The organism is Streptomyces sp. NPDC056948 (assembly GCF_042674225.1).
Lineage (GTDB): Bacteria > Actinomycetota > Actinomycetes > Streptomycetales > Streptomycetaceae > Streptomyces > Streptomyces purpurascens.
This window is the reverse complement of record NZ_JBHUQX010000001.1, coordinates 15,586-37,634: the sequence shown is the minus strand read 5'-3', so window position 1 is coordinate 37,634 and position 22,049 is coordinate 15,586. Positions and strand designations below refer to the sequence as shown.

General features: G+C 72.6%; 20 protein-coding genes. 7 read left to right on the top strand and 13 right to left on the bottom strand.

From position 1 onward, the window contains the following. Positions 1 to 53 precede the first annotated feature (53 nt). The 3 genes from ACFTZL_RS00165 to ACFTZL_RS00155 all read left to right on the top strand — a co-directional run bounded on the left by ACFTZL_RS00165 (position 54) and on the right by ACFTZL_RS00155 (position 3,152). A complete protein-coding gene (locus tag ACFTZL_RS00165) occupies positions 54 to 1,424 on the top strand; it encodes an MFS transporter (RefSeq protein ID WP_382576255.1) in 1,371 nt (456 codons plus the stop codon). A gap of 124 nt (positions 1,425 to 1,548) precedes the next feature. Next, positions 1,549 to 2,385 (top strand): hypothetical protein, encoded by an 837-nt coding sequence (locus tag ACFTZL_RS00160; protein ID WP_382576253.1) that lies wholly within the window; start codon positions 1,549 to 1,551, stop codon positions 2,383 to 2,385. 20 nt (positions 2,386 to 2,405) lie between these two features. After that, positions 2,406 to 3,152 (top strand): hypothetical protein, encoded by a 747-nt coding sequence (locus tag ACFTZL_RS00155; protein WP_382576250.1) that lies wholly within the window; start codon positions 2,406 to 2,408, stop codon positions 3,150 to 3,152. Here ACFTZL_RS00155 and ACFTZL_RS00150 read toward each other — a convergent pair. The 10 genes from ACFTZL_RS00150 to ACFTZL_RS00105 all read right to left on the bottom strand — a co-directional run bounded on the left by ACFTZL_RS00150 (position 3,143) and on the right by ACFTZL_RS00105 (position 15,107). Next, entirely contained in the window at positions 3,143 to 3,751 is a 609-nt protein-coding gene (locus ACFTZL_RS00150; RefSeq protein ID WP_382576248.1) for a hypothetical protein, read from the bottom strand. The genes ACFTZL_RS00155 and ACFTZL_RS00150 overlap by 10 nt on opposite strands. Continuing rightward, positions 3,717 to 4,544 (bottom strand): FkbM family methyltransferase, encoded by an 828-nt coding sequence (locus ACFTZL_RS00145; protein ID WP_382576245.1) that lies wholly within the window; start codon positions 4,542 to 4,544, stop codon positions 3,717 to 3,719. The genes ACFTZL_RS00150 and ACFTZL_RS00145 overlap by 35 nt, the downstream gene beginning before the upstream one ends. Beyond that, positions 4,541 to 4,762 (bottom strand): Trm112 family protein, encoded by a 222-nt coding sequence (locus ACFTZL_RS00140; RefSeq protein WP_382576243.1) that lies wholly within the window; start codon positions 4,760 to 4,762, stop codon positions 4,541 to 4,543. Before ACFTZL_RS00140 ends, ACFTZL_RS00145 begins: the two co-directional genes overlap by 4 nt. Next, on the bottom strand, positions 4,759 to 5,664 hold the full coding sequence (locus tag ACFTZL_RS00135; RefSeq protein WP_382576331.1) for a hypothetical protein: 906 nt from the start codon (positions 5,662 to 5,664) through the stop codon (positions 4,759 to 4,761). Before ACFTZL_RS00135 ends, ACFTZL_RS00140 begins: the two co-directional genes overlap by 4 nt. Positions 5,665 to 5,679: 15 nt before the next feature. Beyond that, on the bottom strand, positions 5,680 to 6,435 hold the full coding sequence (locus ACFTZL_RS00130) for a methyltransferase domain-containing protein (RefSeq protein WP_382576240.1): 756 nt from the start codon (positions 6,433 to 6,435) through the stop codon (positions 5,680 to 5,682). Then, positions 6,432 to 7,790, bottom strand: coding sequence for a condensation protein (locus ACFTZL_RS00125; RefSeq protein WP_382576237.1), 1,359 nt, complete (start codon positions 7,788 to 7,790; stop codon positions 6,432 to 6,434). The genes ACFTZL_RS00130 and ACFTZL_RS00125 overlap by 4 nt, the downstream gene beginning before the upstream one ends. Next, complete coding sequence (locus tag ACFTZL_RS00120; RefSeq protein WP_382576234.1) at positions 7,787 to 11,920, bottom strand: alpha-(1->3)-arabinofuranosyltransferase family protein; 4,134 nt, start codon at positions 11,918 to 11,920, stop codon at positions 7,787 to 7,789. The genes ACFTZL_RS00125 and ACFTZL_RS00120 overlap by 4 nt, the downstream gene beginning before the upstream one ends. Continuing rightward, positions 11,917 to 12,651 carry a class I SAM-dependent methyltransferase gene (locus ACFTZL_RS00115; RefSeq protein ID WP_382576231.1) on the bottom strand — a complete coding sequence of 245 codons (735 nt, stop codon included), beginning with the start codon at positions 12,649 to 12,651 and terminating at the stop codon, positions 11,917 to 11,919. Before ACFTZL_RS00115 ends, ACFTZL_RS00120 begins: the two co-directional genes overlap by 4 nt. 71 nt (positions 12,652 to 12,722) lie before the next feature. Then, complete coding sequence (locus tag ACFTZL_RS00110; protein ID WP_382576228.1) at positions 12,723 to 13,871, bottom strand: glycosyltransferase family 4 protein; 1,149 nt, start codon at positions 13,869 to 13,871, stop codon at positions 12,723 to 12,725. Positions 13,872 to 14,111: 240 nt separating this feature from the next. After that, positions 14,112 to 15,107, bottom strand: a complete 996-nt coding sequence (locus ACFTZL_RS00105; RefSeq protein ID WP_382576225.1) for a DUF3068 domain-containing protein — start codon at positions 15,105 to 15,107, stop codon at positions 14,112 to 14,114. Positions 15,108 to 15,321: 214 nt separating this feature from the next. Here ACFTZL_RS00105 and ACFTZL_RS00100 point away from each other — a divergent pair, with 214 nt between their 5' ends. The 4 genes from ACFTZL_RS00100 to ACFTZL_RS00085 all read left to right on the top strand — a co-directional run bounded on the left by ACFTZL_RS00100 (position 15,322) and on the right by ACFTZL_RS00085 (position 18,532). Next, positions 15,322 to 15,474, top strand: a complete 153-nt coding sequence (locus ACFTZL_RS00100; RefSeq protein WP_215121635.1) for a hypothetical protein — start codon at positions 15,322 to 15,324, stop codon at positions 15,472 to 15,474. A gap of 2 nt (positions 15,475 to 15,476) precedes the next feature. Next, the gene (locus ACFTZL_RS00095; RefSeq protein WP_382576222.1) at positions 15,477 to 16,721 is read left to right on the top strand and encodes a PucR family transcriptional regulator; all 1,245 of its coding nucleotides are present in this window, start codon (positions 15,477 to 15,479) and stop codon (positions 16,719 to 16,721) included. A gap of 177 nt (positions 16,722 to 16,898) precedes the next feature. Then, entirely contained in the window at positions 16,899 to 17,672 is a 774-nt protein-coding gene (locus tag ACFTZL_RS00090) for an IclR family transcriptional regulator (RefSeq protein ID WP_382576219.1), read from the top strand. Beyond that, the gene (locus ACFTZL_RS00085) at positions 17,669 to 18,532 is read left to right on the top strand and encodes an SMP-30/gluconolactonase/LRE family protein (RefSeq protein WP_382576216.1); all 864 of its coding nucleotides are present in this window, start codon (positions 17,669 to 17,671) and stop codon (positions 18,530 to 18,532) included. The genes ACFTZL_RS00090 and ACFTZL_RS00085 overlap by 4 nt, the downstream gene beginning before the upstream one ends. Here the strand turns inward: ACFTZL_RS00085 and ACFTZL_RS00080 are convergent. Genes ACFTZL_RS00080 through ACFTZL_RS00070 form a run of 3 tightly spaced genes read right to left on the bottom strand, consistent with a single transcriptional unit; the run spans position 18,529 to position 21,799 of the window. Next, complete coding sequence (locus tag ACFTZL_RS00080) at positions 18,529 to 19,935, bottom strand: NAD(P)/FAD-dependent oxidoreductase (protein ID WP_382576214.1); 1,407 nt, start codon at positions 19,933 to 19,935, stop codon at positions 18,529 to 18,531. The genes ACFTZL_RS00085 and ACFTZL_RS00080 overlap by 4 nt on opposite strands. After that, positions 19,932 to 21,152: an MAB_1171c family putative transporter gene (locus tag ACFTZL_RS00075; protein WP_382576211.1), complete on the bottom strand. Its 1,221-nt coding sequence runs from the start codon at positions 21,150 to 21,152 to the stop codon at positions 19,932 to 19,934. Before ACFTZL_RS00075 ends, ACFTZL_RS00080 begins: the two co-directional genes overlap by 4 nt. Continuing rightward, positions 21,149 to 21,799 (bottom strand): toxin-antitoxin system, toxin component family protein, encoded by a 651-nt coding sequence (locus tag ACFTZL_RS00070; protein WP_382576209.1) that lies wholly within the window; start codon positions 21,797 to 21,799, stop codon positions 21,149 to 21,151. The genes ACFTZL_RS00075 and ACFTZL_RS00070 overlap by 4 nt, the downstream gene beginning before the upstream one ends. Positions 21,800 to 22,049: the final 250 nt, after the last annotated feature.

Here is a 22,049-nt window from a genome sequence, read left to right as displayed (position 1 = left end):
CGACGCGTGGGGCATACGTCCCACAGTGAGGCTTTTGGTGTACTGGTAGGGCCATGCCCTCCGAGCGACGGTCCTGGGCACCGCTGCTGGCGGTGTGTGCCGGGTACTTCATGGTGATCCTGGACGTGACCGTCATCAACGTCGCCGTGCCGGTGATCGGGCGGGAGCTGTCGGCCTCGCTGACCGGCATCCAGTGGATCACCGACGGGTACACCCTGGTCTTCGCCGGGTTCCTGCTGACGGGCGGTGCGCTGGGGGACCGGCTGGGCAACCGGCGGGTGTTCTGCACGGGCGTGGCGGTGTTCACCGTGTCCTCGGCCGCGTGCGCGCTGGCGCCGAGCGCCCCGTTCCTGGTGGTGGCCCGGCTGGTGGAGGGGCTCGGGGCGGCGCTGATCGTGCCCGGTTCCCTGGCACTCCTCCAGCAGGCCTATCCCGAGCAGGCCGTACGCTCGCGGGCCTTCGGGCTGTGGGGCTCGATGGCGGGCATCGCGGCCTCCGCCGGGCCGCTGCTGGGCGGGCTGCTCGTCTCCACGGCGGGCTGGCGCTGGGTGTTCCTCATCAATCTGCCGGTCGGCGCGGCCTGCCTGGCGCTGACCCTGCGGCGCGTCGGCCGCTCGCCCCGGCGCGCCGACCGGCCCCTGGACTGGCCGGCGCAGTGCGCGGTCGTGGCGGCGGTGGCCCTGCTGACGGCGGCGCTCAACGAGGCCGGACGCCGCGGCTGGTCCGACCCGGCCGTGCTCGCCGGGCTGGGCCTGGCCGTACTGGCCGCCGCGGCCTTCGCGCTGCGCGAGCGGCTGGCCCGCTCCCCGGTGCTGCCCCTCGGCCTGCTGCGCTCCCGCGCCATGAGCGGCGGAGCCGTCATCGGCCTGCTGTTCAACTTCGGTTTCTACGGCATGGTGTTCACCGCCAGCCTGGAATTCCAGCACCAGCGCGGCTACAGCGCCCTCGGCACCGGGCTCGCGCTGTTCCCGGCGGTGGCGATGACCATGTTCGCCTCCGTCCTGTCCGGCCGGCTGACCCGCCGCACCGGCGACCGTCCGCTGGTCGTCTCCGGCATGCTCCTGGCCGCACTCGGGCTGGCCGGCTGGGCCGCGGCGGGCGCCGACCCCGCCTACGCGCTGCTGGTGCTGCCGATGATGGCCGCGGGATTCGGCACGTCCTTCGCCCTCACCGGCTCGACCGCCACCGTGATGGGCGCCGCCCCCGAGGCGTACTCGGGGGCCGCCTCCGCCCTGTTCAACACCACCCGCCAGGTCGGCAGCGCCACCGGCGTGGCCCTCGGCGGCAGCCTGCTCGCCTCGGCCACCGACTACGGCACCGGCATCCGGACCAGCATGTTCATCGGGGCGCTGGCCTATCTGGCCGCGGCGGCCCTCGCCTGGCGGTGCGTGCCCGCGAAGGCCGCGCGGTCCGACCGTCCCTAGGACTCACGTCTGCGCTCTCGAGGGTCATGTATCCGGGCGAACTACTGGCCAATATCCCCCACTTGGCCCAATCTCGCGATGTACGGTCGTCGCCGACGCCGTCGAGCCGCACGCTGGAGTGGGCATGGGGAGCAGCTTTCGCTACTGGGCCGAGCGCATCGTGCTGGGCCTCACGGCCACCGTCGGCATCGCCGTGACCCTGGCCGACCAGGTGGACCTGCTCGACGGTCTGGCCGGCGACACCGTTCCGAAGCTCACGCTGCTCATCCTCAGCACGGTCACGCTGTTCCTGCTGTTCGAGATCGACCGGCTGAAGGCGCTCGACAACATCAGCACCCAGTTGTCCAAGCTGGACATCGACGCCCTCGCGCGCGACCTCAAGCACGATCACTACGGCGGTGTGGTGCGGGTGCACCGGCGCTTCCCCGAGGAGACCTTCGAGGGGTTCCTGAACGGCGCGGACCGCGAGGTCACCATCCTCCAGACGTGGATCCCCAACGTGCACCGGTTCGAGTCGGCGCTGAAGCAGGCCATCGTCGACCGCCGGGTCCGGGTGCGGGTCCTGCTGCTGCACCCCTCCTCGCCGGTCGCCGACCTGCGCAACGAGGCGTTGCGCGGCCTGCGGGACCCCGCCCTGGAGGAGGACGTCCAGGCGGGCGTCGCCCGCTGTCTGTCGACCCTCGCCGCCCTCTTCCAGAGCGTGCGCGACGACGACCGGGCACGGTTGCAGGTGCGGGTCTACCAGGCGTTGCCGTCGATCGCCGTCTACAAGGCCGACGAGCACTACCTGGTCAGCTCCTTCCTGCACGGCCGACTGGCCATCGATTCCACCCAGTTGGAGATCGAGGGCGGCGGCACCGTGATGGGCGGGGAGATCCAGCAGGAGCTGGACACGTTGTGGCGCATCGGCCGTGACGTGGACCTGGACGACTGGCGCAGGTCGGTCGACACGACCCAGTGACCCGTGGAAGGGGTACGCACATGAGAGACCTGGACGAGTTCGAGGACGCCCTGATCGAGCGGTTCCGGCAGCACCCCGTGCTGGCCGGCACCGCGAGCCTCCCGGACGCCGACTTCGCCGCCCTGCTGCTCCAGCGGCGCTTCGTGTCCCTGGCCTTCACGCCCTCGTACGACCTGGCGATCGACCTGCTCCGCGACGAGGCGGGGCTGCGGATCGCCCGGGCCATCCTGCGCGAGGAGTACCCGGACGGCCGCGGCCACACCCCGTCCCACCGCGAGGACATGAAGGAGGACCTGCTCCAACTGGGCATCACCCGCGAGGAGCTGGTCGCCTCGCGGCCGACGGAGGCCACCCGGCGGGCCGTCGAGGACGCCTTCGCGCTGATCGCCGACGTGGGCGGGAGCGACGACGCCGATCTGCGGCTGCTCACCTTCCTGCGGTTCTGGGGCGAGGTCCTGGTGTCCGTCGAGTACGAGCACCTGTGGCAGCGCATGGCCCCGGTGCTGGCGGGCGACGGCGGGCGCAACCGCTCCCGCTTCTACTACCCGCACTACGTCCACGACGCCAAGGCCCACCCCCTCACCGCCGTCTCCCTGCTGTCGGCCACGCACTCCGACCGCCTGGCCACCCGGATCAGCGAACTCCTCGCGCGGGGGCGGAACTCCGACGCCTTCAGGGAGACCGAGGAGCGGGCCCTGCACCTCAAGACCGCCTTCTACGACCAGTTCCTCCCGGCTCTCGACCGGGCCGGAGCCCCTCAGTCCTGACCGCCGGTGACGGCCACCCGCTGGAGCAGGCCCCACGTGAACTCCGCGACGGCCTCCCGCCGCACCCCCGCTCCGTCCGGCGCCGTGAACGCCAGACCCCATCGGGTCGGTGCCGTGCCCTCCAGAGGACGGGCCGGGGCGAAGGCGCGGGCCGCCTCGTCGACCGTGCAGGACCAGGGGGCGAGATCGTCGAGGGTACTCAGCTCGGGGCCCTCGGCGCCCGGCGCGCGGACCAGCCACTCGTTCCACACGGCGCCGTTCGGGGCGGTCAGGACCTCGAAGCGCAGGGCGGGCCAGAGCGGCACGGGCCACAGCCACGCCTCGCAGTCCAGATCGCCGATGCGGCGGGCGGTACGGGACTCCGCCGCACCGAGGACCGACCGGTAGCGGGACAGGGGTGGGCGGGAGCGCGGGGAGCGGAGCATCGCCTGCCAGCGCTTGTTCGCCTCGCGCATGTCCGCGAGGGAGACTCCCAGCTCGTGCCGGGCGTCCTCCACCAGGCCGGGATTGTGGTCGGCCATGCGGCGCAGCAGTACAAGCTGGAAATCGAGCGGGGTGAAGGGGCTAGCGGGGCGCTTTCCGGAGGACATGGGAACCATCGTCGCCCACCGGGGCCGAACCGGGGCGGCGGCCGTCGGGCAGGAACAGCACCGAGTTGACGTAGCGCGGGCCCCTGAGCAGAGGGGAGGGCAGGACGCGGCGGAGCAGGCCGTGGGAGACGACGTAGGAGGCGTCGGCCTGGTGGTCCTCCAACGGGAACTCGGCCAGCGGCACCCAGGTGTCGCCCGGCAGCACCCAGCCGTCGTAGCCCAGCAGGGCCAGATAGGTCACCACCGGGGCGATCGGCTGGATGCGGGACTCCAGCTCCACGAACAGGGCCGGGCGGTCGCGGGCCAGCAGACCCGTCGCCCCGCGCAGGACCGCCGGCTCGTTGCCGTCCACGTCGATCTTGATGAAGCCGACGTCGCGCAGCCCCAGTTCGTCCAGCGTGACGCAGGGGACGTCCAGCGCCCGGCCGTGGATGTCACGGCGGACCAGCGAGGACACGCCCCGGTCGCCCGAGTCGTCCGACGGCAGCCACAGACGGGCGAGGCCCGGGCGGTCCGAGGCCGCCGCACGGACCACCCGTACGTTCGGCGGGCCGGCGGCGGCCAGCAGCCGGGCCAGATGGGGCACCGGCTCGATCGTCACGACCTGCTCGGCGCGGCCGGAGAGGCGGTGCGTCCAGGGGCCGTACCAGCCGCCGACATCCACCGCCGTACCGCAGCCCGGCGGGCACAGCTCGGCGAGCCGGGCCAGTTCCGGTTCGAACCGGGGATAGAGGGCCCGGGCCGTCGCGGCCACCAGACGGGTGGGCAGGAGGGGAGCGAGGCGGGCTGCCAGGCTGGTCACGGTGCCATCCTCTTGAGGAGTTCCTCGTGCTCGTCGTCCGGCACCTGTTCCCCGGACGAGGGCAGTAGCTGCGGAATGCCGTCGAGGATCGGATAGCGGCGGCGCAGCCGCGGGTTGTACAGGGACTCCTCCTGCTCGGCCTCCTCGGCCAGCAGATGCAGCGGGCCCTTGTCGAGCGGGCACGCCAGGATCTTCAGCAGTGGGTCGTCGGGCTTCATGGGGATGCCAACTCCTTGGCTGGGGCGGGCTCTTGGGGAGCGGAGTCGTGTTTGGGCATGGTCAGCAGTACGGCGACGGCCAGGGTCGTGCCCGCCACCCGCAGCGTGAGCCGCAGCGGCTCGTCCGGCAACGCCTCGCCGAACGACAGCGTGCCGAGCACCGCCGTGAACAGGCAGGTCACGGTCGTGCACACCGGCACGATCAGCGAGGCCCGGCAGCGCTGCAGCGCCGCCTGCGACATCACCAGGCCGAACACACCGGTGAACAGCAGCAGATACGGATACGGGGAGGCCAGCAGATCCAGGACCGCGCCGCCGATCCCGCTGGTCGTCAGCTGGCTCGACACACCCTTGATGGCCAGCGAGCTGACGCCGTACAGCAGGCCCACCGCCACGCCGTACTCGACGCCGGTCGTCGGGCGCCGGTGCCGGTTGCGGGCGCGCCGCTCGGCGGAGCCGTACAGCCACACCCCGGCCGCCAGCGACGGCACGCACACCAGCAGGATCAGCGGGTAGGGCGCCTCCTGGCTGACGGAGTCCGAGCCCTCGCGCAGGGACAGCACCACCATCAGCAGCGCGAGCAGGATCGCGCCCAGGGCGTACCGCTCCCGGCCGGTCGTCTCCTCGCCGAGCAGCCGGGCCGACAGCAGCACGAGCAGCACCAGGCCGGAGACGAAGATGCCCTGCGCGGCGGCGATCGGCAGCGTCCGGTACACCGCGAGCTGGGCGCCGAACCCGGCCGCGAGCGAAAGCGAACCGCCGATCCACAGCGGGCTGCCGAGCACCAGGCGCAGCAGCCGGGCGGGCTGCCGGATCGTCACTTCCGGCAGGGCGGCGAGCGCGCGTTTCTCCAGGACGAATCCGGTGCTGTACAGGACGTTCGCCAGCAGGGCCGCGGCCACTCCCCACCACATGGGCTACGTCCTCCTGGCGTGCAGCAGCAGGATCGACGCCAGCCGCGGCCGGGCGCAGGCGAGCCGGTCGAGCGGCCGCAGCGGTCGGGGTACGCCGTGGAAGGGAGCGCCTTCGAGCCCTACGACCGTGAATCCGGACGCGGCGACGAACTCCCTGAGCGCGCGGGCGGTGTAGAGGCGCAGGTGTCCCACGACCTCCTTCCCCGGGCGGCCGTGGATGCCGCGCAGACTGACCTCCGAGAAGACCGGCTGCACACCGGCGAGCAGCAGGGCGCGGTTGTACCAGGCGGCCAGGTTCGGGGTGGACAGCATGAGATGCCCGCCGGGCCGCAGGACCCTGCGGATCTCGTCGAGCGCGGCGTCCGGGTCGACGAGGTGCTCGATCACCTCGCTGAACAGCACCGCGTCGGCCGCCTCGGAGGCGAACGGCAGCCCACCGCCGGTGAGTTCACCGCGGATCGCGTACGGGATGCGGGTGCGGGCGCGTCTGAGGGCGTCCTGGGACCAGTCGACGCCGATGACGCGGTGGCCGGGCAGGAGGGGCGCGGCGGTGGCGGCGGCGGTGCCGTCGCCGCAGCCGATGTCGAGGACGGTGCGGGTGCCTTCGGCGGCCGGGCCGAGGGCCCGGGCCAGCATGCGGGCCTGGCGGAGGCTGCGGGGGGTGCCGGAGGCGACGGGCACGGCGGGGTTCTCGTAGAAGTCGCGCAGGTCGCGGGGCGGGGATCCGGGGGTGGTGGTCGTCGTGGTCGTCGGCGTCACGGGGTCACCTCCGTGGTGTGCAGATAGTGCTCGAAGAGGTCGCGGAGGTGGGCGCCGTCGCCGTGGCTGAGCAGGGCCCGGGACCAGCGCAGGGCCAGGTGCAGACGGCCGGCGGTGGAGGCGGTGGTGACGGTGAGGCCGCGCGGCATCCGGGCCGGGGCCGAGAACCAGACCGCGTGCGCGCGGCCCGCCTCCTCGCCGAAGTCCAGCGGGTACGGGATGCGGCCGATGTTGCTGAGCAGGGTCGTCGACGTCCAGGGCGCGGCGGCCCTGCGAAGGCCGCGGGTGAGGGCGGCGCGGGCGGCGACCGGGGCCCAGGGGGTGGTGAGGAGCGCGGCCCCGTGGCCCAGTTGGGGGCGGGGCAGGGCTTTCAGCGCGCGGGTCCGCTCCGCGGTCCGGCGGAGCAGGGTGGGCATCTCGGCCTTCAGCTCCCCTGGCGCGAACGGTACTTCGACCAGACGGGTGCCGTTGCCGATGGGCATGGTGGTGTCGCGGGGGCGGTCGTCCACGGGCATGGTGATGCGCAGGGGGCGGGGGCGGGCGCCGTGTTCCCGGTTCCAGTGGGCGATGGTCAGGGCCGTGGTGACCATGAGCTGGTCGTTGACGGTGTAGGGCGAGCCCTTGGGGCGGTGCGGGAGGGGGAGTTCGGTGACGAGCATGCCGTTGCCCGGGGAGGGGTCGGGGGTGCCTTGCGCCACCCGGGCGGGGGGTGACCAGTTGGTCGGCGTGTCCGGGGGCTCTTGTGCGGGCTCCGCGGGGCGGGTCGGGGGCGCGGCGGGGTTGTTGTCCCTGCCGCCGTAGAGCTCCGCGGCGGTGGCGAGTATGCGGAGGCAGGCCGGGCCGTCGAGGGCGGTGTGGTTGATGGTGAGGAAGAGGACGGTGCCTTGGGTTGTGCCGGCGTCGGGGCCGGGGTCGGGTTGGGGCGCTCGCCCGCGCCGGCGGGGTGCCGCTGCGCCCACCCGTGCCGCCCCAGCGGCACGATCGCCCGCAGCTAAGCCGACTGCTTCGAGTCGGATCGGCGGCGACATCGACAGGGGTGGTGCCTCCGCAAGCGCCCTCGTCCTGGCGTCCTGCAAGGCCCGCGGGCCCGACGGGGTGAAGGTCACCACCTCCGTGTCCGGCTCGCGCGTCAGCTCCCATTCGTAGCGGCGGCGGAACCACGGCCCCCTCGCCTCCCGCATCAGGATCCGGGGATGCCGGTGCAGGGCCTCCGTGAAGGCCTTGCGCAGGCGGGGCTCGTCGAGAGGGCCGGGGAGGTGGACCTCGATGTGGACCGTTTCCGGTTCCTCCTCCTGGAGGCAGTGCCGGGACACCTCGTCCACCACCGGGAACGGGATGCGGATCGGAGGGGTCATACGGGCTCGGTCCTCTCCGGGGCGGGCTCGCGCAGACTCACCAGACCCGCGAACAGGCCGATCAGCGCCAGCAGTTGGGCCACATGCCCGAACGCGCCCGTACCCGACCCCACCGGCTCCCCGGCCCCGATCGCGGCAGCGACCCCCGCTCCCGCCAGCGCCACGAACGCGATCGGCACCAGCAGGGCGTGCCGCCGCGAGGCCAGCAGCGCCAGCACCGGGACCAGCAGCGCGAACCAGCCCGCGATCACCGCTCCGACCAGCGTCAGCGCCACCGCGCCGAGCCACAGCCCCGGCAGTGGCGGGACCGGCTGAGGCGCGTCGGGGTTGGGGGCGCGGCGGCGCCACAGGGCGAGGCCCAGCAGCACCGCGATGCCGGCCCCGCTGCCGATCAGCCCGGCGTCGTACGTGGTGGCCGGTTCGTACGACAGCTTGACCGCGCCGCCCGCCCCGGCCGGGACCCGCCAGCCCTGCTGCCAGCCGTCCAGCCGCACCGGGGTCAGCTCCTTGCCGTTCAGGGTGGCCTTCCAGCCGTCGTTGAAGTTCTCGTACGTCGTGAGGTACGAGGCCGCGCCCGAGCCGACCGTCACCTCGCGCCGGTCGCCCAGCCAGTCCCGGACCCCCAGTTCACGCCCGGCCGCCGCGGCCTCGGGAATCGTTCCGCGGGTCAGGGTCACGTCCGTGAGCGCGAGCGGGCCCGCGTCACCGCCCTCCAGCCGGTGCTCGCCGGAGGGGAGCCGCACCTCCGAGTCGCCCCGGCCCTCCTGGCAGAGCGTCACCTCGACGCCCCGCCGCTCCACCAGATCCCGCACCGTTCCCTTCACGCCCGTCTGGTACAGCTCGCCGTCCAGCGCCACGTCCGGCCCCTTCCCGCACGGCAGGGAGAACTTCCGGGTGCCGTCCGGCTGCGGGGTGCGGTACTGGTCGAGGGCCGGGAGGTATGCCTCCGTCAGGCCCACCGGGAGGCGCAGGTCCTCGTCGGCGACCGGGTTGTGCAGGGTCAGCGGGGCGGTCTCGGTGACCGTGATGTCGAGCCGGTCCGTGGTGATCGGCGGGAAGCGGACCCAGCCGTTCTCGTCGACTCCGGCGATCGTCGCGCCGTCCGGTGAGCTGATGTGCACCTGGGAGGCACGGGTGGACAGGCCGCCCGCGGGAGCCAGGACGAGTTCGCCCACCGCCTGCTTGCCCTCCCAGCTCAGGTGGATCGCCGGCCGGTCGCCCGCGATCCAGGCCGTCGTCAGGTCGCCGTCGGTGAGGTTGCGCGCCGTCAGGCCCGCGCCGAGGCTCGCCGTGGAGTCGGCGGTGGCGACGATCCTGGTCTGCTGTTCGGGCGCGACCTCGTAGAGCAGCCGGTCGAGTTCCTCGCCCGGCACCGGCACCGCGCTCGCCTTCACCTCGTACGTCCCGGCGGCCGGTGTCGTGAAGCGGCGGTGCAGGCCGGCCTCCGTGCCGACCGCGGACAGGCCGGTCGGGTCGGAGGCGCGGTGCAGGGAGACCAGGGTGGCGGGAGCGGTGGCGTTGTCCGCGTCCGTCGGCAGCTTCAGCAGCCGGGTCACCTGCACGTCCGGCAGGTCGATCTCGGAGAAGCCCGCCCCCGTCAGACCGGCCCGGCGCTCCACCGAGTCCACGATCGTCAGCTTCATCCACCGGCTCGTGCCCTCGGGCGCCTTGATCCGCTGCGTCTTGCCGTTCGGCTGGAGGAAGCTGGTCTTCGAGCCCTTCTCGGTCTCCACCCGTACCTTCGTCGCCGCCGCCCGCACGCTCTCCTGCGGCAACGGCGTGACCTTGAAGGAGGACGGCATGTCGTAGGGGCCGGTGAAGCCGACGCGCAGCCACTGCCCGTCCGGTGTGTCCGGCGCGCCCTCCGCCCACGCGGTGTCCGGGTTGCCGTCGAAGGCGTTCACCGGGTCGTACTGCGGCAGGTGGAAGAGCCAGTTGCCGTACGAGGACGCCGTCACCGAGTCGGCGCCGCGCAGTTCGGCCACGGTCTGGTGGTCGGTCCCCTCGGCGGGCAGGATCTGGCGCGGCCGCTCGCCCGGGTCCTGCTGGGCGTCGGGAGCGTTGCGCTCGTCCTGTGTGTACGTGTACGACGTACCGGCGTTGACCAGGCCGAACCGGGTGTCGGCGCGCCGCATCCCGTCGCCCACCACCTGCACGGCGGGGGTGCCGAGCCCGGGATGGTTGTCGCCGGTCAGGACGGCCGCCCGTCCGCGCAGCCGGGACGCCAGCGGCAGCAGCGCCTCCGGGCCGCCGGACACCACGGCCGTGTCGGAGACCGGGGTGAGCCCGGCCTGCCCGGGCCGGATCACGTCGTCCCCGGCCGGCCGGTAGATCTCCACCGCCCGCTGCCGCGGATACAGGCCCTCGACCTGGAGCGGGGCGTCCTGCGCGATCCGCCCGCCGGTCATCACAGGACCGAGCCCCGTCACCCGCTCGTACCCGGACTGCTCCAGCGTCCGCTTGACCGTCGAGGTCGGCACCGCGCCGATCTGATCGGGATCGAGATCGTTGCGTACGACGACGTAGTACAGCCCGGCCCGGCTCAAGTAGTCGGCGAGACCGGGGACTTCGCCTCCCGTCAGCAGCGCCTGCTCGACGGCGTCCATCGCGCGCCGATTGCCGGGCGTGCCGAACGGAACGTAGTCGCGCTGCGCCCAGCGCGACTCGGCGAGCACGTCGAGCGGCTGGTCGATGGGGGAGCCCCAGGTGTACATGCCGTGCGCGGTCGCCGGGACGACCAGGGCACGGGAGTCGGGGGAGTACTTCTCCAGCCAGTCGGCCGTGGCCTGCCAGTAGGTCGGGAGCTTCTGGAAGGAACCCGCGTTGAGGATCGAGCCGTTGAGATACGGCAGCAGCAGCCCCGGCAGGATCAGCACCGCGGCGATCAGCGGGGCGAGACGCCGGCCGCGCACCGGGCGGGCCCCGCGCGGCTCCGAGGCCACACCCACCAGGTGGACCAGGCCCAGCACGAGCGCCAGCGCCAGCCCCGCCTGGAACTTGTAGATGTTCCGGAACGGCGACAGCCACCCGTCCAGCCAGCCCTGCACGACCCCGTGGAACGGCGCCCCGAACGCCCCGCCGTACCCGGCGAGCAGTACCAGCGCCGCCACGAGCACGGTCAGCACGAGCCACCGCCGCTCGGGCAGGTCCCGCCGGGCGAGTCCGGCGAGCCCCAGCCCGGCCGCCAGCGCCGAGCACACGATCACGACGACCGACGAGGCCACGGCCCACCCCGCGGGCAGCCACGCCTCACCGAAGTGCAGATAGGCGACCCAGTTGCCGGCGCCGCGCAGCGCCTCGGTCGCCGACATGGTGTCCGTCGTGGTCCGCGCGGTCTCGATGTACGGCAGGAAGTTCTCGCCGTAGACCCCGAGCAGCAGCAGCGGCACCCACCACCAGGCCGTCACGACGATCACGGCCGGGGCCCACCAGGCGATCAGCTTGCGCTGCCGGGGCCCGGGCGGCCGGGAGAGCAGATAGAGCCCGACCGGCAGCAGCGAGGCCAGGGTCGCCGAGGCGTTCACCCCGCCCATGAACGGCACGAGCAGCGCCGACCGCAGAGCGGCGACCCGGGCGGCGTACCGCTCGTTCGTCAGCGGCAGCAGCACCCACGGCAGGAACGCGCCGGGCAGCGCGGCGGCCGACGTCGACCCGATGACCGTGGTGAACACCGGCCACAGCGCATACGCCAGGGCCCCCAGCAGCCGGGAGGTGCCACTGCCCACCCGCAGCCGCTCGGCCAGCCGCAACGCACCCCAGAAGGCGACGGACACGACGACCGACATCCACAGCCGCTCCGCCAGCCACACCGGTAGCTGTACGAGGTCGCACAGCCAGTAGAACGGCAGCATCGGCCAGAGATAGCCGACGTACTGGTCCTGGATCCCGCCGAACCCGGCCCGGTCGTGCCACAACTGGCCCAGATCGGCGAGGAACTGCCCCGGATCGACGGTGACGCCCAGCTTGGTGTCGAAGGTCTGCCGCCCGGGTTGCACCACCAGGAACAACACGAACATCACGGCCCAGAAACCCAGCAGCCAGCGCCGCGACCGCGGGCCCTCGGGGGGACCCGCCGCGGTCGCGGTGGTAGGAACGGCTGCCGGGGGAGGAGCCTGGACCGTGGTTGTCATGTAGGACACCGCCGCAGAATGAGGAGGAGGTTCCAGGTGGCGAACTCGCGGATCCCGGGCGCCTTGACGACGGTCTCCGCGAGGAAGGGCCAGTAGCGGGAGCGCGCCGAGACGACCGTGACGTCGTCGCGGGCACGCACCTGCCGCAGGGTGGAGCCGATGTGCACCGCGAACAGGTTCTCGCCGAGCGTGTGCTTGGCGGGCCGGCCGGTCCGCCGCAGGTAGCGGGCGCGGGCCCGCTCGGCACCGAGGTAGTGCCACGGGGCCCACTCGTGCCCGCCCCACGGCGACAGCCAGTTGGTGAACGACACATAGATCAGCCCGCCCGGGCGCGTCACCCGGGCCAGCTCACTGAGAAAGGTCTCCGGATCGGCCACGTGCTCCAGCACGTTGGAGGAGAAGGTGACGTCCGCGATGCCGTCCCGCAGGGGCAGCAGATACCCGTCGGCGACCACCGCGCCGTCGGGCGGCTTCTCACCCAACTCGGCCATGTCCGGCTCGAACAGATAGGCATGGGCACCGCGACGCCGGAACTCCTCGGTGAAGTAGCCACTGCCCCCGCCGACGTCCAGGACGGTACGCCCGGCGACGGGCCCGTCGTAGGCCTCGACCTGATCGACGGCGTCACGGGCGAGCAGCGAGTAGCAGAATTCGGGATCGTCCTGCTCGTGGAGGAAGGCACGGAACAGGGCAAGAGATCTTCGAAACGAGGGGTCTTTCAACGTAGTCAAGGGGCGCGGGGCTGAGACATGTGCGGCTCCGCCGCGTGGGCGCGACCAGCCACGACGCACCGTAAGCCGCCTCACGGCCCCCAGCCCCTCACCGCCTCCGCGGCCACCACCCGGAACTGGCGCACCGTACGGTCCCACCGGTACGAAGCGGCCCGGTCCCGCGCCGCCTTCCCCATCAACTCCCGCTCCCGCCCGGCCAGGGCCAGCGCACACCATGCCGCGGCGAACGACGACTCACCCTGTGCGAGAACCCCGGTCTCACCGTCCACGACGGAGTCCTTGAGCCCGGGCACATCGAAGGCCACACTCGGGGTCTCCCGGGCCGCGGCCTCCGTGACGACCAGGCCCCACCCCTCCACGGCGGAGGGATGCAGCAACAACCAGGCCGCACACAGCAGCCGGTGCTTCTCGGCCTCGGAGACATACCCGGTGAACTCCACACCGGGCCCGGCGAGCCGCTCCAGCCTCTCGCGCTCCGGCCCGTCCCCGACGATCACCAACCGCCCGCCGGTCACCGGCCGCACCCGCTCCCACAACCGCAGCAGCAGATCGATCCGCTTGTACTCGACGAGCCGCCCGACGGCGACGAACAACGGCTCGGCCGAGCGCTCGGCTCTCGGCCCCGGCTCCTCGACACCGTTGTGCACGACCCGGATACGGTCCCGCTCGACCCCGATCGCCCGCAGCGCGTGGGCCGTCGAGGAGGACACGGCGACCATCAGGCTTCCTTGCTGCGCGCCGGTCAGCGCCCAGTGTTCGAGTCTTCGGCCGATCCGCGCCGCCGGGGCCAGCGGCCCGCCGAAGCGCATCTTCCACAGATCCGTGTGGACGTGGTTGACCAGACACAGCGTGGGACCGCGATGCCACAGGGGCGCCAGATACGGCATGCCGTTGCACACCTCGACCAGCAGATCGCAGTCGCCGATCTGGCGGGCGAAGGCGGAACGGGCGCGCAGATAGTGCCCGTACGGGCCGCCCGCCGACACGACCCGGTAGTCACGGAAGGCAGCGGGGCCTCCGCACAGCAGGGTCACCTGGTGGCCCAGCCGGGTCAGCCCGTCGGCGAGCTTGTCCACCAGCAGCTCGGAGCCGCCGGCGGAGGGGTTGTCCAGATCACGATGGGCGAGGAAGACGATCCGGCGCGGATGTGGGGGGAGCGCCGGAAGGGGTCGCTGCGCGCTGAGGGACGCGCGCAGCGGGGACGGTACGTGCTGGGGCATGGGTGCTCCAACTCGTCTCGGGGTGCGGAACTCAACGTGGGAAAACGTGGGGGGTTCGTTCCGAACGGGAGTCTGGAAGGGGAGTCTTGAAGAGGTCGGCCTGTGGGGGGCCTGAGCTCTTCCTGGGAGGGGAGTGTGGACGGGATGTGCTGGGGTGGGGTTGGACAGTTTTCGCCCGGACGATCGCCAGGGCTACTCACCGGCGTGACAATTTCGGGCTTTGTTAGAGCTGACGTCACATCACATCGTGAGGGTGGGCTGGGGTGTATCGGGCGTTTCGGACGGAACAGGCTGCTCCGGCTCCTTCCGCCCACGCGCCACGAGAACACCACCCATCACCGCGAGCACAAAACCGGTCACGGCCGCCCCGATCGGCAACGTCACGCCGACCAGCCGCAGTTGGCCGCTGTCCCGCTTCGCCTGCCGCACCGCTTCCTTCTGCGTCGCGGTGGTGAAGGAGACCTTCCGGCTGTCCAGCAGTACCGCCGCGTCCTTCTTCCCGCCCGGCGCCCGCAGGGTCCGCCTGGGCCCGGTCTGCGCGTAGATCACCCGGCCGGTGGCCTGGTCGACGACCAGCTCGAACCCGTGGTTGGAGTACCACTCCTCGGCCAGCACCTGCGGCCGGTCCCGCTGGTCGACGATGCTGCCGGGCACCATCCGTGTGCCGGTCCTGGTCGGCGGCACCGAGCCGGTGAACTTGTAGCCCGTGTAGCCCTGGATCTTCTCGGTGCCCCGGTAGCGCAGGACGACCGTGTCGCCGAGGGTGTTGTCCCACCACTGGTACGAGCGTTTCTGCACGTCGAAGGGGAACTTCAGATAGGCCTCGCCCTCGATGTACGGCTTCTCCCCGCAGCAGTGCACCGGCCGGGTGGTCTCGCGGTCCATCACCCAGCGGTGCGGCGTGAAGTCCAGCGCGTCGTGCGGATCGGCGGCCGGCAGCGACTTGTCCGTGTCGACCGTGGTGATCACGTCCCAGACGGCCTTGCCGCTGCGCTCGCTGTCCTCGACATTGCCCCGGACCCGCTGGGTCACGGTGATCTTCCGGTCGGGCACCGTCTCGATCCGGTCAGTGTCGAAGACGCTGCCCCGGCCGGTGTAGACGGCGGTCGTGTCGATGTCGATCGGATTCACCGCGGCACGCGGCTGCACATACCAGGCGAGCAGGGGCGCCAGCACCAGCAGGAACGTGCCGAGACCCAGCAGGACCAGGGAAAACGGAGAGGTTGTACGGCGCATCCGGGCACTCCAGTGGCTTGGGACGGCTCGACGTACGAGAGGGCCGACACGGCGGAGGAATCAGCGCGTGCGGTTGGGCCGGGAACCGTAGGCGGCTCTTGACGGGGTGTCAATGCTTGTCGAGACTGGGCGCGACAGGCAGGGACGGGACGCCGGGGTGGGGAAACCTCCGGATGATCTCCGGACGAATCCGGACAGAGAGGCTGACCCTGCGATGTCCAGACTGCTCGCTGCCGCGCTGACCGTCGCGCTCGCCGCCGCCCTTGCCGTGGGCGCCGCGCTGGGCGTGGTCGCGCTGCTCCAGGCCACACCCGACCAGCCGAACACCCCCCTGATCACGTACGAGCAAGCGGGCCAGGGGAGTTGACGGTGACAGCCGCCCGCACCGGAACCGTCACCACACGCTCGGCCTGGCACGACGTACCGCGCTTCCAGGTGCGCCGGTTCGCGGCGATCGCCATGGCCGAGGCGCCCGCGCTCGCCGAGGAGATCCTGGGCGAGATCCAGCGCGAGTATCCCCATCTGCCCTTCGTCCTCGACGACTCCGGCGAGCCCATGGCCCTGGTCGGCATCCGCCGCGCCATCGAGGTCTTCGTGCAGCACCTGGAGCACTCGGAGGGCCGGCCCACCGTCCCGCCCGGCGTCTTCCAGGACTTCGGCCGCGGCGAGGGCCTGAACGGCCGCTCGCTCGACTCCCTCCAGGCCATCTACCGCATGGGCGTACGCCTGGCCTGGCGCCGCTTCGCCGACATCGGCCAGCGTGTGGAGATCCCGCCGCCGGCGATGTACGAACTCGTCGACGCCGGCTACGAGTACCTCGACGGCCTCGTCGACCAGTCCGTACGCGGCTACGCCGAGGCGGCGGCCCGCCAGGCCGGTGAACGCCTGCGCCTGCAGCGCCGATTAATGGAACTGCTCCTCGCCGAGCACCACCGCGGCGACCCCGCCGAGGCCCTCACCGAACGGGCCGCCCGGATCGGCTGGCCCCTGCCGGCCAAGGTCGCCGTCGGCGTCCTGCTGCGCCCCGCCCGGGAGGCCATGGCGCCCGCGGTCGACCAGGGGGTGCTGCTCGACATGGAGTACGAGCAGCCCCGCATGGTCGTGCCCGACCCGGGCGCGGCGGGCCGCCCCGAGCTGCTGCACCGGGCCCTGGCCGGCTGGTCCGGCGCGATCGGCCCGCCCGTACCGCTCGCCGACGCGGCGAAGTCGCTGCGCTGGGCCGAGGCGGCGGTACGCCTGATGGAACGGGAGCTGCTCCCCATGGGCGAGGTCCTCTACTGCACCGAGCACACCGAGGCGCTGGTCCTCCTCCAGCCGGAGGAACTCATCGACGACCTGGCCCTCCGCTGCCTGGCCCCCCTGACCCACTGCGGCCCCACCCACGGCCGCCGCCTCGCGGAAACGCTCCTGGCCTGGCTGGAGACCAGAGGCGGAGCCCCGGAGGTCGCGACCCGCCTCGGCGTCCACCCCCAGACGGTCCGCTACCGCCTCCGCCAGATCCGTGAACTCTGGGGCGACGAGATCGACAACCCCGACCGCCGCTTCGAACTGGAGCTGGTGCTGCGGGCACAGCGGCTGAGGGGGGAGCTGGGGGCGGTACGGGGGCGGCGATGAGCCTCCGGCGGCGTATTCGGTGATCACCGACGTGCCCTGGTGGGCTCGTCGGTTTCCGCCCGCTCTGCCTCTGCCCATTGCCCGGCCAAACCTCTATGGCTAGCCTGTGTTCGTCATGCCGATCGCCTGTTGAAATCTCGAACACAGGCGCCTGAGACACATAGGGAGGGGCCGGTCGTGGGACGACTCGTACCAGCCGTGACCCGGGCTCTCGACATTCTCGAGCTCTTCCTCGACGGGGACGGGACGCTGTCCGCCCCCGACATCGTGCGCAAGCTGCAGCTGCCGCGTACCACCGTGCACGAGCTGGTGACCACGCTCGCCGCCCGGAAGTACATCGTGCAGGTGCCCGGCCAGCCGGGACGCTACCGGCTCGGCGTACGGCCGTACCAGCTCGGCGCACGTTACGCCGAGCAGCTCGACCTCGCCGCCGAGGGGCAGCTCGTCGCCCGGTCCGTCGCCGAGACCTGCGACGAGACGGTACACGTGGCGATCCTCGAGGACACGGACGTCATCTACATCGCCAAGGTCGACTCCACGCACGCCGTGCGGATGGTGTCGGCGGCCGGCCGCCGGCTGCCCGCCCACTGCACCTCCGTCGGCAAGATGCTGCTGGCCTCCCTTCCCGATCAGGAGCTCGCCACGCGGATCCCCGACAACGCGGCGCTGGTCGCGATGACCCCCAACAGCATCACCGACCCGGCCGCCCTGCGCGAGGCCCTGACCGAGATCCGTGAGCGGGGCCTCGCCGTGGAGAGCCGCGAGTCCAACCCGGACGTGAGCTGCGTGGCCGCGCCGGTCCGCGACCGCACCGGCCAGGTCGTCGCCGCCCTGTCGATCTCCGTGCCCATGATCCGCTGGAGCGAGGAGCGCCGCACCGAGCTGGAGCAGCTCGCCGCGAAGGGCGCCGCCGAGCTGTCCGAGCACCTCGGCCACCGGAGCGTGGCATGACGACGAAGCCGTACGAGGTCGCCGTACGGGCCGAGGCCGAGCTCGGCGAGGGCCCGACCTGGGACGCGGCGGCCGGCCGTCTGATCTGGATCGACATCCTCGGCTCCCGGGTGCACACCTACGACCCGGCCACCGGCCGCCGCACGGTCCGCCGCACCGAACAGCACGTGGGCGCGGTCAAGCCGCGCGCCGGCGGCGGGCTGGTGCTGAACCTGCGCGACGGGATCGGCCTCCTCGGTCCCGAGGGTGGCCCCGACGGCGGGTTCCGCTGGCTGCACCACGAGCCCGTGCCCGGCCGTCGCGCCAACGACGCCGCCGTGGCGCCCGACGGCACGCTCTGGGCCGGCACCATGCGCTACGACGAGGCACCGGGCGGCGGCACGCTGTCCCGCGTCGGCGGTGACGGCACGGTCGACGTCGTCCTGGACGACGTGGCCGTCAGCAACGGCACGGGGTGGAGCCCCGACGGGCGGCTCCTGTACTACATCGACTCCCCGACCCGGCGGGTCGACGTCTTCGACTACGCGGACGGGCGGGTGTCCGGCCGCCGGACCCTCGCCGAGATCGAGGACGGCGCGGGCTTTCCCGACGGGCTGACGGTCGACGCCGACGGTTGTGTGTGGGTGGCGCTGTGGCAGGGCTCGGCAGTACGCCGGTACACGCCGGACGGTGAGCTGGACCGGGTGATCGAGCTGCCGGTGCCGTTGGTGACGGCGTGCGCGTTCGGCGGGGCCGGGCTGAGCGACCTGTACATCACGACGGCTCGCGTGGGACTGACGGAGCCGCCCGCACTGGCGGGGTCGGTGTTCGTGGTGCCGGGGGCGGGCAAGGGCGTGGCACAGCCCGCGTTCGCCGGCTAGGGCTCCAGCCCGGCCGCTTTCCGCTCCGCGGCCGTCAACGGCGGGCCACTCAACGACGGCTTGAGCGGCCCCACCACCGCCGCCGCCCATACCGACGGAGTCAGCAGCACCCCCGCCCCCCGCTCCAGCGACGTCACGTCGGTCACCCGGCGTGCGATACGCCCGTTGCCCGTCGCCGTGTACATCAGCCGGTCCACGTACGCGGTCACGAGCCGGTCCCGGAGGGTGGGGCCCTGCTCCGTCGCGCCCGGGTAGAAGACGTCCTGGCCGATGGCCAGGTCCCAGGCCGCGCCGACCGGGCGGGAGGCGGCCTTCTGGATCCGCCGGGACAGCCCGGGCGCGGCCCAGCCGTGCCGCCGTACCGTGTCCCGCAGCAGCAGGGCACTCTGCGCGGCGACCGCAAGGCCGTGCCCGTAGACCGGGTTGAACGCGGCGAGCGCGTCACCGAGCACGGCGAAGTTCTCCGGCCACGCCGGCATCCGCTCGTAGAAGTGCCGGCGGTTGACGGTGGTGCGGGTGAAGGACACGTCGGACAGTGGCTCGGCCTGTTCGAGCAGGTCGCCGATCAGCGGGTGCCGCAGGTCCTCACGGGCGAAGCGGACGAAGTCGCCGTTCTCCCGGGACGGCCGGCCGCCGCGCGTGCCGCACAGGGTGACGATCCACCGGCCCTCCTCGATGGGCAGCAGGAAGCCCGCCCGGCCGGGCCCGCCGTCCCGCCGGTCGGGCTGGACGTTGACGACCGGGAAGCCGTCGCGGGCCGCGGCGGGGGCCAGGTAGAGGCGGCTGGCGTACGCCAGACCCGCGTCGACCTCACGCCGCTCCGCCAGGGGCAGGCCGAGGGCGGCCAGCCACTGGGCGGCCTGGGAGCCGCGCCCCGAGGCGTCGACGACCAGGTCCGCCTCGAGGGTCCGCTCGGGGCCGTCGTGGGGCCGGATCCGCACGCCCGTGACCGCGGCGTCCGTGCCGGTCAGGCCCACCGCCTCCGCGCGCTCGACGACCTCGATCCGCTCGTCGGCCAGGACCCGCGCGCGGACCGTCGCGTCCAGCAGGTCCCGGCCGGCCAGGATCACATGGTGGGACTCGGGCCAGCGCCGGAACCAGCCCCGGGTGCCCAGGGCGACGATGTCCGTCGTGACCGGCCGCCGGTTCGACCCGGCCTCCCGGAGCGCCCCGGTGATCCCGGGCAGCAGTTCCTCCATGGCCCGCACCCCGCCCGACCAGAGCATGTGGGCGTGCCGTGCCTGCGGCAGTCCCTTGCGGGGTCCGGGAGCGGCGGGCAGCGCGTCGCGCTCCACGACGACGACCCGGTCGGCGACATCGGCCAGCGTGCGTGCCGCGAGCATGCCGGAGTGGGATCCCCCCAGGACGACGGCGGTTCTGGCGGGGGTGGAGCTGTCAGTCATGCGCGGGCGTTCTCTCTCCCGGGGGCGGCCGCGCGCGAGCGTACCGCCTCGATGTGGTCGCGGTGACGCAGGGCTCGGGACACGGCCTGGATCTCCCGCAGCAGGTAGGTGGTGTCGGGGCCGGAGGGGGAGGCGGCGCTGTCGCTCCGCGGGGCCCCTTCCCGGGCGGCGACGGCGTCCAGGATCGTGACGGCGGCGGCCAGCGCCTTCGCCCGGCCGGGCTCGAAGTCGAGCCCCAGGGCCGCGTCGTACGACCGTTCCCGCAGCTCCTCGTCGAGGTGCCGGGAGAGCTGGAGGAGCACGTCGCGGATGTACGTCTCGCGGCGGATCAGGCGCAGTTCGCCGGTGGCGCGCGGGGCGAAGGGGGCGCCGCCCCCGTTGACGTTGCGCAGCAGCAGGTAGAGGGGGCGTAGCTGCCAGTGGGCGAGCCGGATGCGCCACCGTTCGTGCAGGTACTGGCCGCCGTGCGGAATGATGAAGCCGGTGGCGACCATGGTGGCCGACAGACAGGCGGCCGAGGGGGCCAGGTAGGTGCTCAGCCAGTCCAGATCGTTGCCGGTCAACCGGGCGATGACGGCGGTGAGTTTGGCGGCGTCGAAGAGCAGGTTCGTCGCGTAGCCGACGCCGAGGAACCTCAGGCCCCAGCGCAGCCAGGCGTCGAGGCCGTCGGTGCGGACCCAGTTCCAGATCAGCCGGGCCGTGATCGAGCAGGCCACGGTGTGCGCGAGGAGATAGAGCAGGATCTCCTCGCGCATGAAGGGCGTGGTGGCGTAGTACGTGTCCAGGTCCTGGCGGCGTTCCACGGGGACGTCGGCGAGCCAGAAGAGCACCCACAGGGCGACGACCACACCCGCGTAGGCGAAGACGACCCACCGGGCGGCGCGGCGCGTCGAGGCCGAGCGGTCGGACAGGCCGTTGCGCCAGGCGACGATCAGCAGCAGCCAGGACGCGCACAGCGCGGTGAGCAGCGAGTACACCAGCGGCGCCGCGATGTTCGGCACGCCGGTGACGCGGTTGGTCCAGCCGATGACGGCCGGGGACGCGAAGACGAACACGGCACAGGCGAACAGCAGCAGCCCGCCGACCGCGCGCAGCATGGGGTCCCGCCACATCTTCACCAGGCTGGGCAGCTTGATGACCAGGGCGATGGTCAGCGCCCCGATCGGCAGCCAGAAGGAGACGGAGAAGCCGTCGAGGACGTCCCGGGCGTACGTCATCGCGCGCTGCCTCCGCGTCCCCGGTAGCCCATCGACCGCCGCACCGGATCGAGGGCGGCGTCCGCGCCCGGCCCGCCCGCGAAGGAACCGCTCGCGAAGGAACCGTCCGCGACGGAACCGCTCGCGAAGGTGCGGAAGGCCGTGGCCAGCCGGTGCCCGAACTCGTCGGCCTCCGCCTCGTCCCGCTCGCGCGAACCGTCGCGGGCGGCCACGGCCAGTGCCGCGGATGTCCAGCCGGGCTCGCGGTCCATGGCCCGGACGGCCGCCGTACCCGCGACATGGTGATGTCCGTGCCCCGCGTGCAGATGCCACAGCTCATGCCCGAGGATGACCAGTTGCTGCACGGCCTCGGCCCGCTCCTCGACGATGACGAGGTCGAAGTCCTGGAACTCGACCCACAGCCCGGTCACTTCGATCTCGTCGGGAAAGCGCTCGAAACGCAGCTCGACGGGACGCCCTCCGCGCCGCTCGCTCATCTCCTCGCACAGCGCCCGGCACAACGACCGTACGTCGGTGGGGGACTGCTCTCTCGCCCGGACCCCGGCGACGAGCCCGGCGGCCAGACCGCGCATGGCGGAGCCACGTCGCGAGCGCCTGAACGCGGCAGTGACTCGGGCCGCCCTCATCCGCGCGCCCGCGATGTCCATCGCTCCCCCTTCTCACCGCCGGCCGACGGCTTGGCAGCGGTCCGAGACTACGCGCCCGAAAGTGTTCACGTCATGCGATCCGGCGCCCGTAGTTCAACGGAGAACGACCGTTCTTGCGCGGAACGTCGTGTCCAGAGTCCGGCCGGGCCATTGACGCGCAAGCGCTTCGATTTTACGGTCCCGTTCGAAGTAACGAGCATCTTTCGAAATACCGAACACGCCGAACACGCCGAACACGCACGCCGAGCAC

Bases quoted from the DNA above. Each gene is read 5' to 3' on its own strand.
- ACFTZL_RS00165 (WP_382576255.1), top strand. From the start codon at position 54: ATGCCCTCCGAGCGACGGTCCTGGGCACCGCTGCTGGCGGTGTGTGCC.
- ACFTZL_RS00160 (WP_382576253.1), top strand. From the start codon at position 1,549: ATGGGGAGCAGCTTTCGCTACTGGGCCGAGCGCATCGTGCTGGGCCTC.
- ACFTZL_RS00155 (WP_382576250.1), top strand. From the start codon at position 2,406: ATGAGAGACCTGGACGAGTTCGAGGACGCCCTGATCGAGCGGTTCCGG.
- ACFTZL_RS00150 (WP_382576248.1), bottom strand. From the start codon at position 3,751: ATGGTTCCCATGTCCTCCGGAAAGCGCCCCGCTAGCCCCTTCACCCCG.
- ACFTZL_RS00140 (WP_382576243.1), bottom strand. From the start codon at position 4,762: ATGAAGCCCGACGACCCACTGCTGAAGATCCTGGCGTGCCCGCTCGAC.
- ACFTZL_RS00125 (WP_382576237.1), bottom strand. From the start codon at position 7,790: ATGACCCCTCCGATCCGCATCCCGTTCCCGGTGGTGGACGAGGTGTCC.
- ACFTZL_RS00120 (WP_382576234.1), bottom strand. From the start codon at position 11,920: ATGACAACCACGGTCCAGGCTCCTCCCCCGGCAGCCGTTCCTACCACC.
- ACFTZL_RS00110 (WP_382576228.1), bottom strand. From the start codon at position 13,871: ATGCCCCAGCACGTACCGTCCCCGCTGCGCGCGTCCCTCAGCGCGCAG.
- ACFTZL_RS00105 (WP_382576225.1), bottom strand. From the start codon at position 15,107: ATGCGCCGTACAACCTCTCCGTTTTCCCTGGTCCTGCTGGGTCTCGGC.
- ACFTZL_RS00100 (WP_215121635.1), top strand. From the start codon at position 15,322: ATGTCCAGACTGCTCGCTGCCGCGCTGACCGTCGCGCTCGCCGCCGCC.
- ACFTZL_RS00085 (WP_382576216.1), top strand. From the start codon at position 17,669: ATGACGACGAAGCCGTACGAGGTCGCCGTACGGGCCGAGGCCGAGCTC.
- ACFTZL_RS00080 (WP_382576214.1), bottom strand. From the start codon at position 19,935: ATGACTGACAGCTCCACCCCCGCCAGAACCGCCGTCGTCCTGGGGGGA.
- ACFTZL_RS00075 (WP_382576211.1), bottom strand. From the start codon at position 21,152: ATGACGTACGCCCGGGACGTCCTCGACGGCTTCTCCGTCTCCTTCTGG.
- ACFTZL_RS00070 (WP_382576209.1), bottom strand. From the start codon at position 21,799: ATGGACATCGCGGGCGCGCGGATGAGGGCGGCCCGAGTCACTGCCGCG.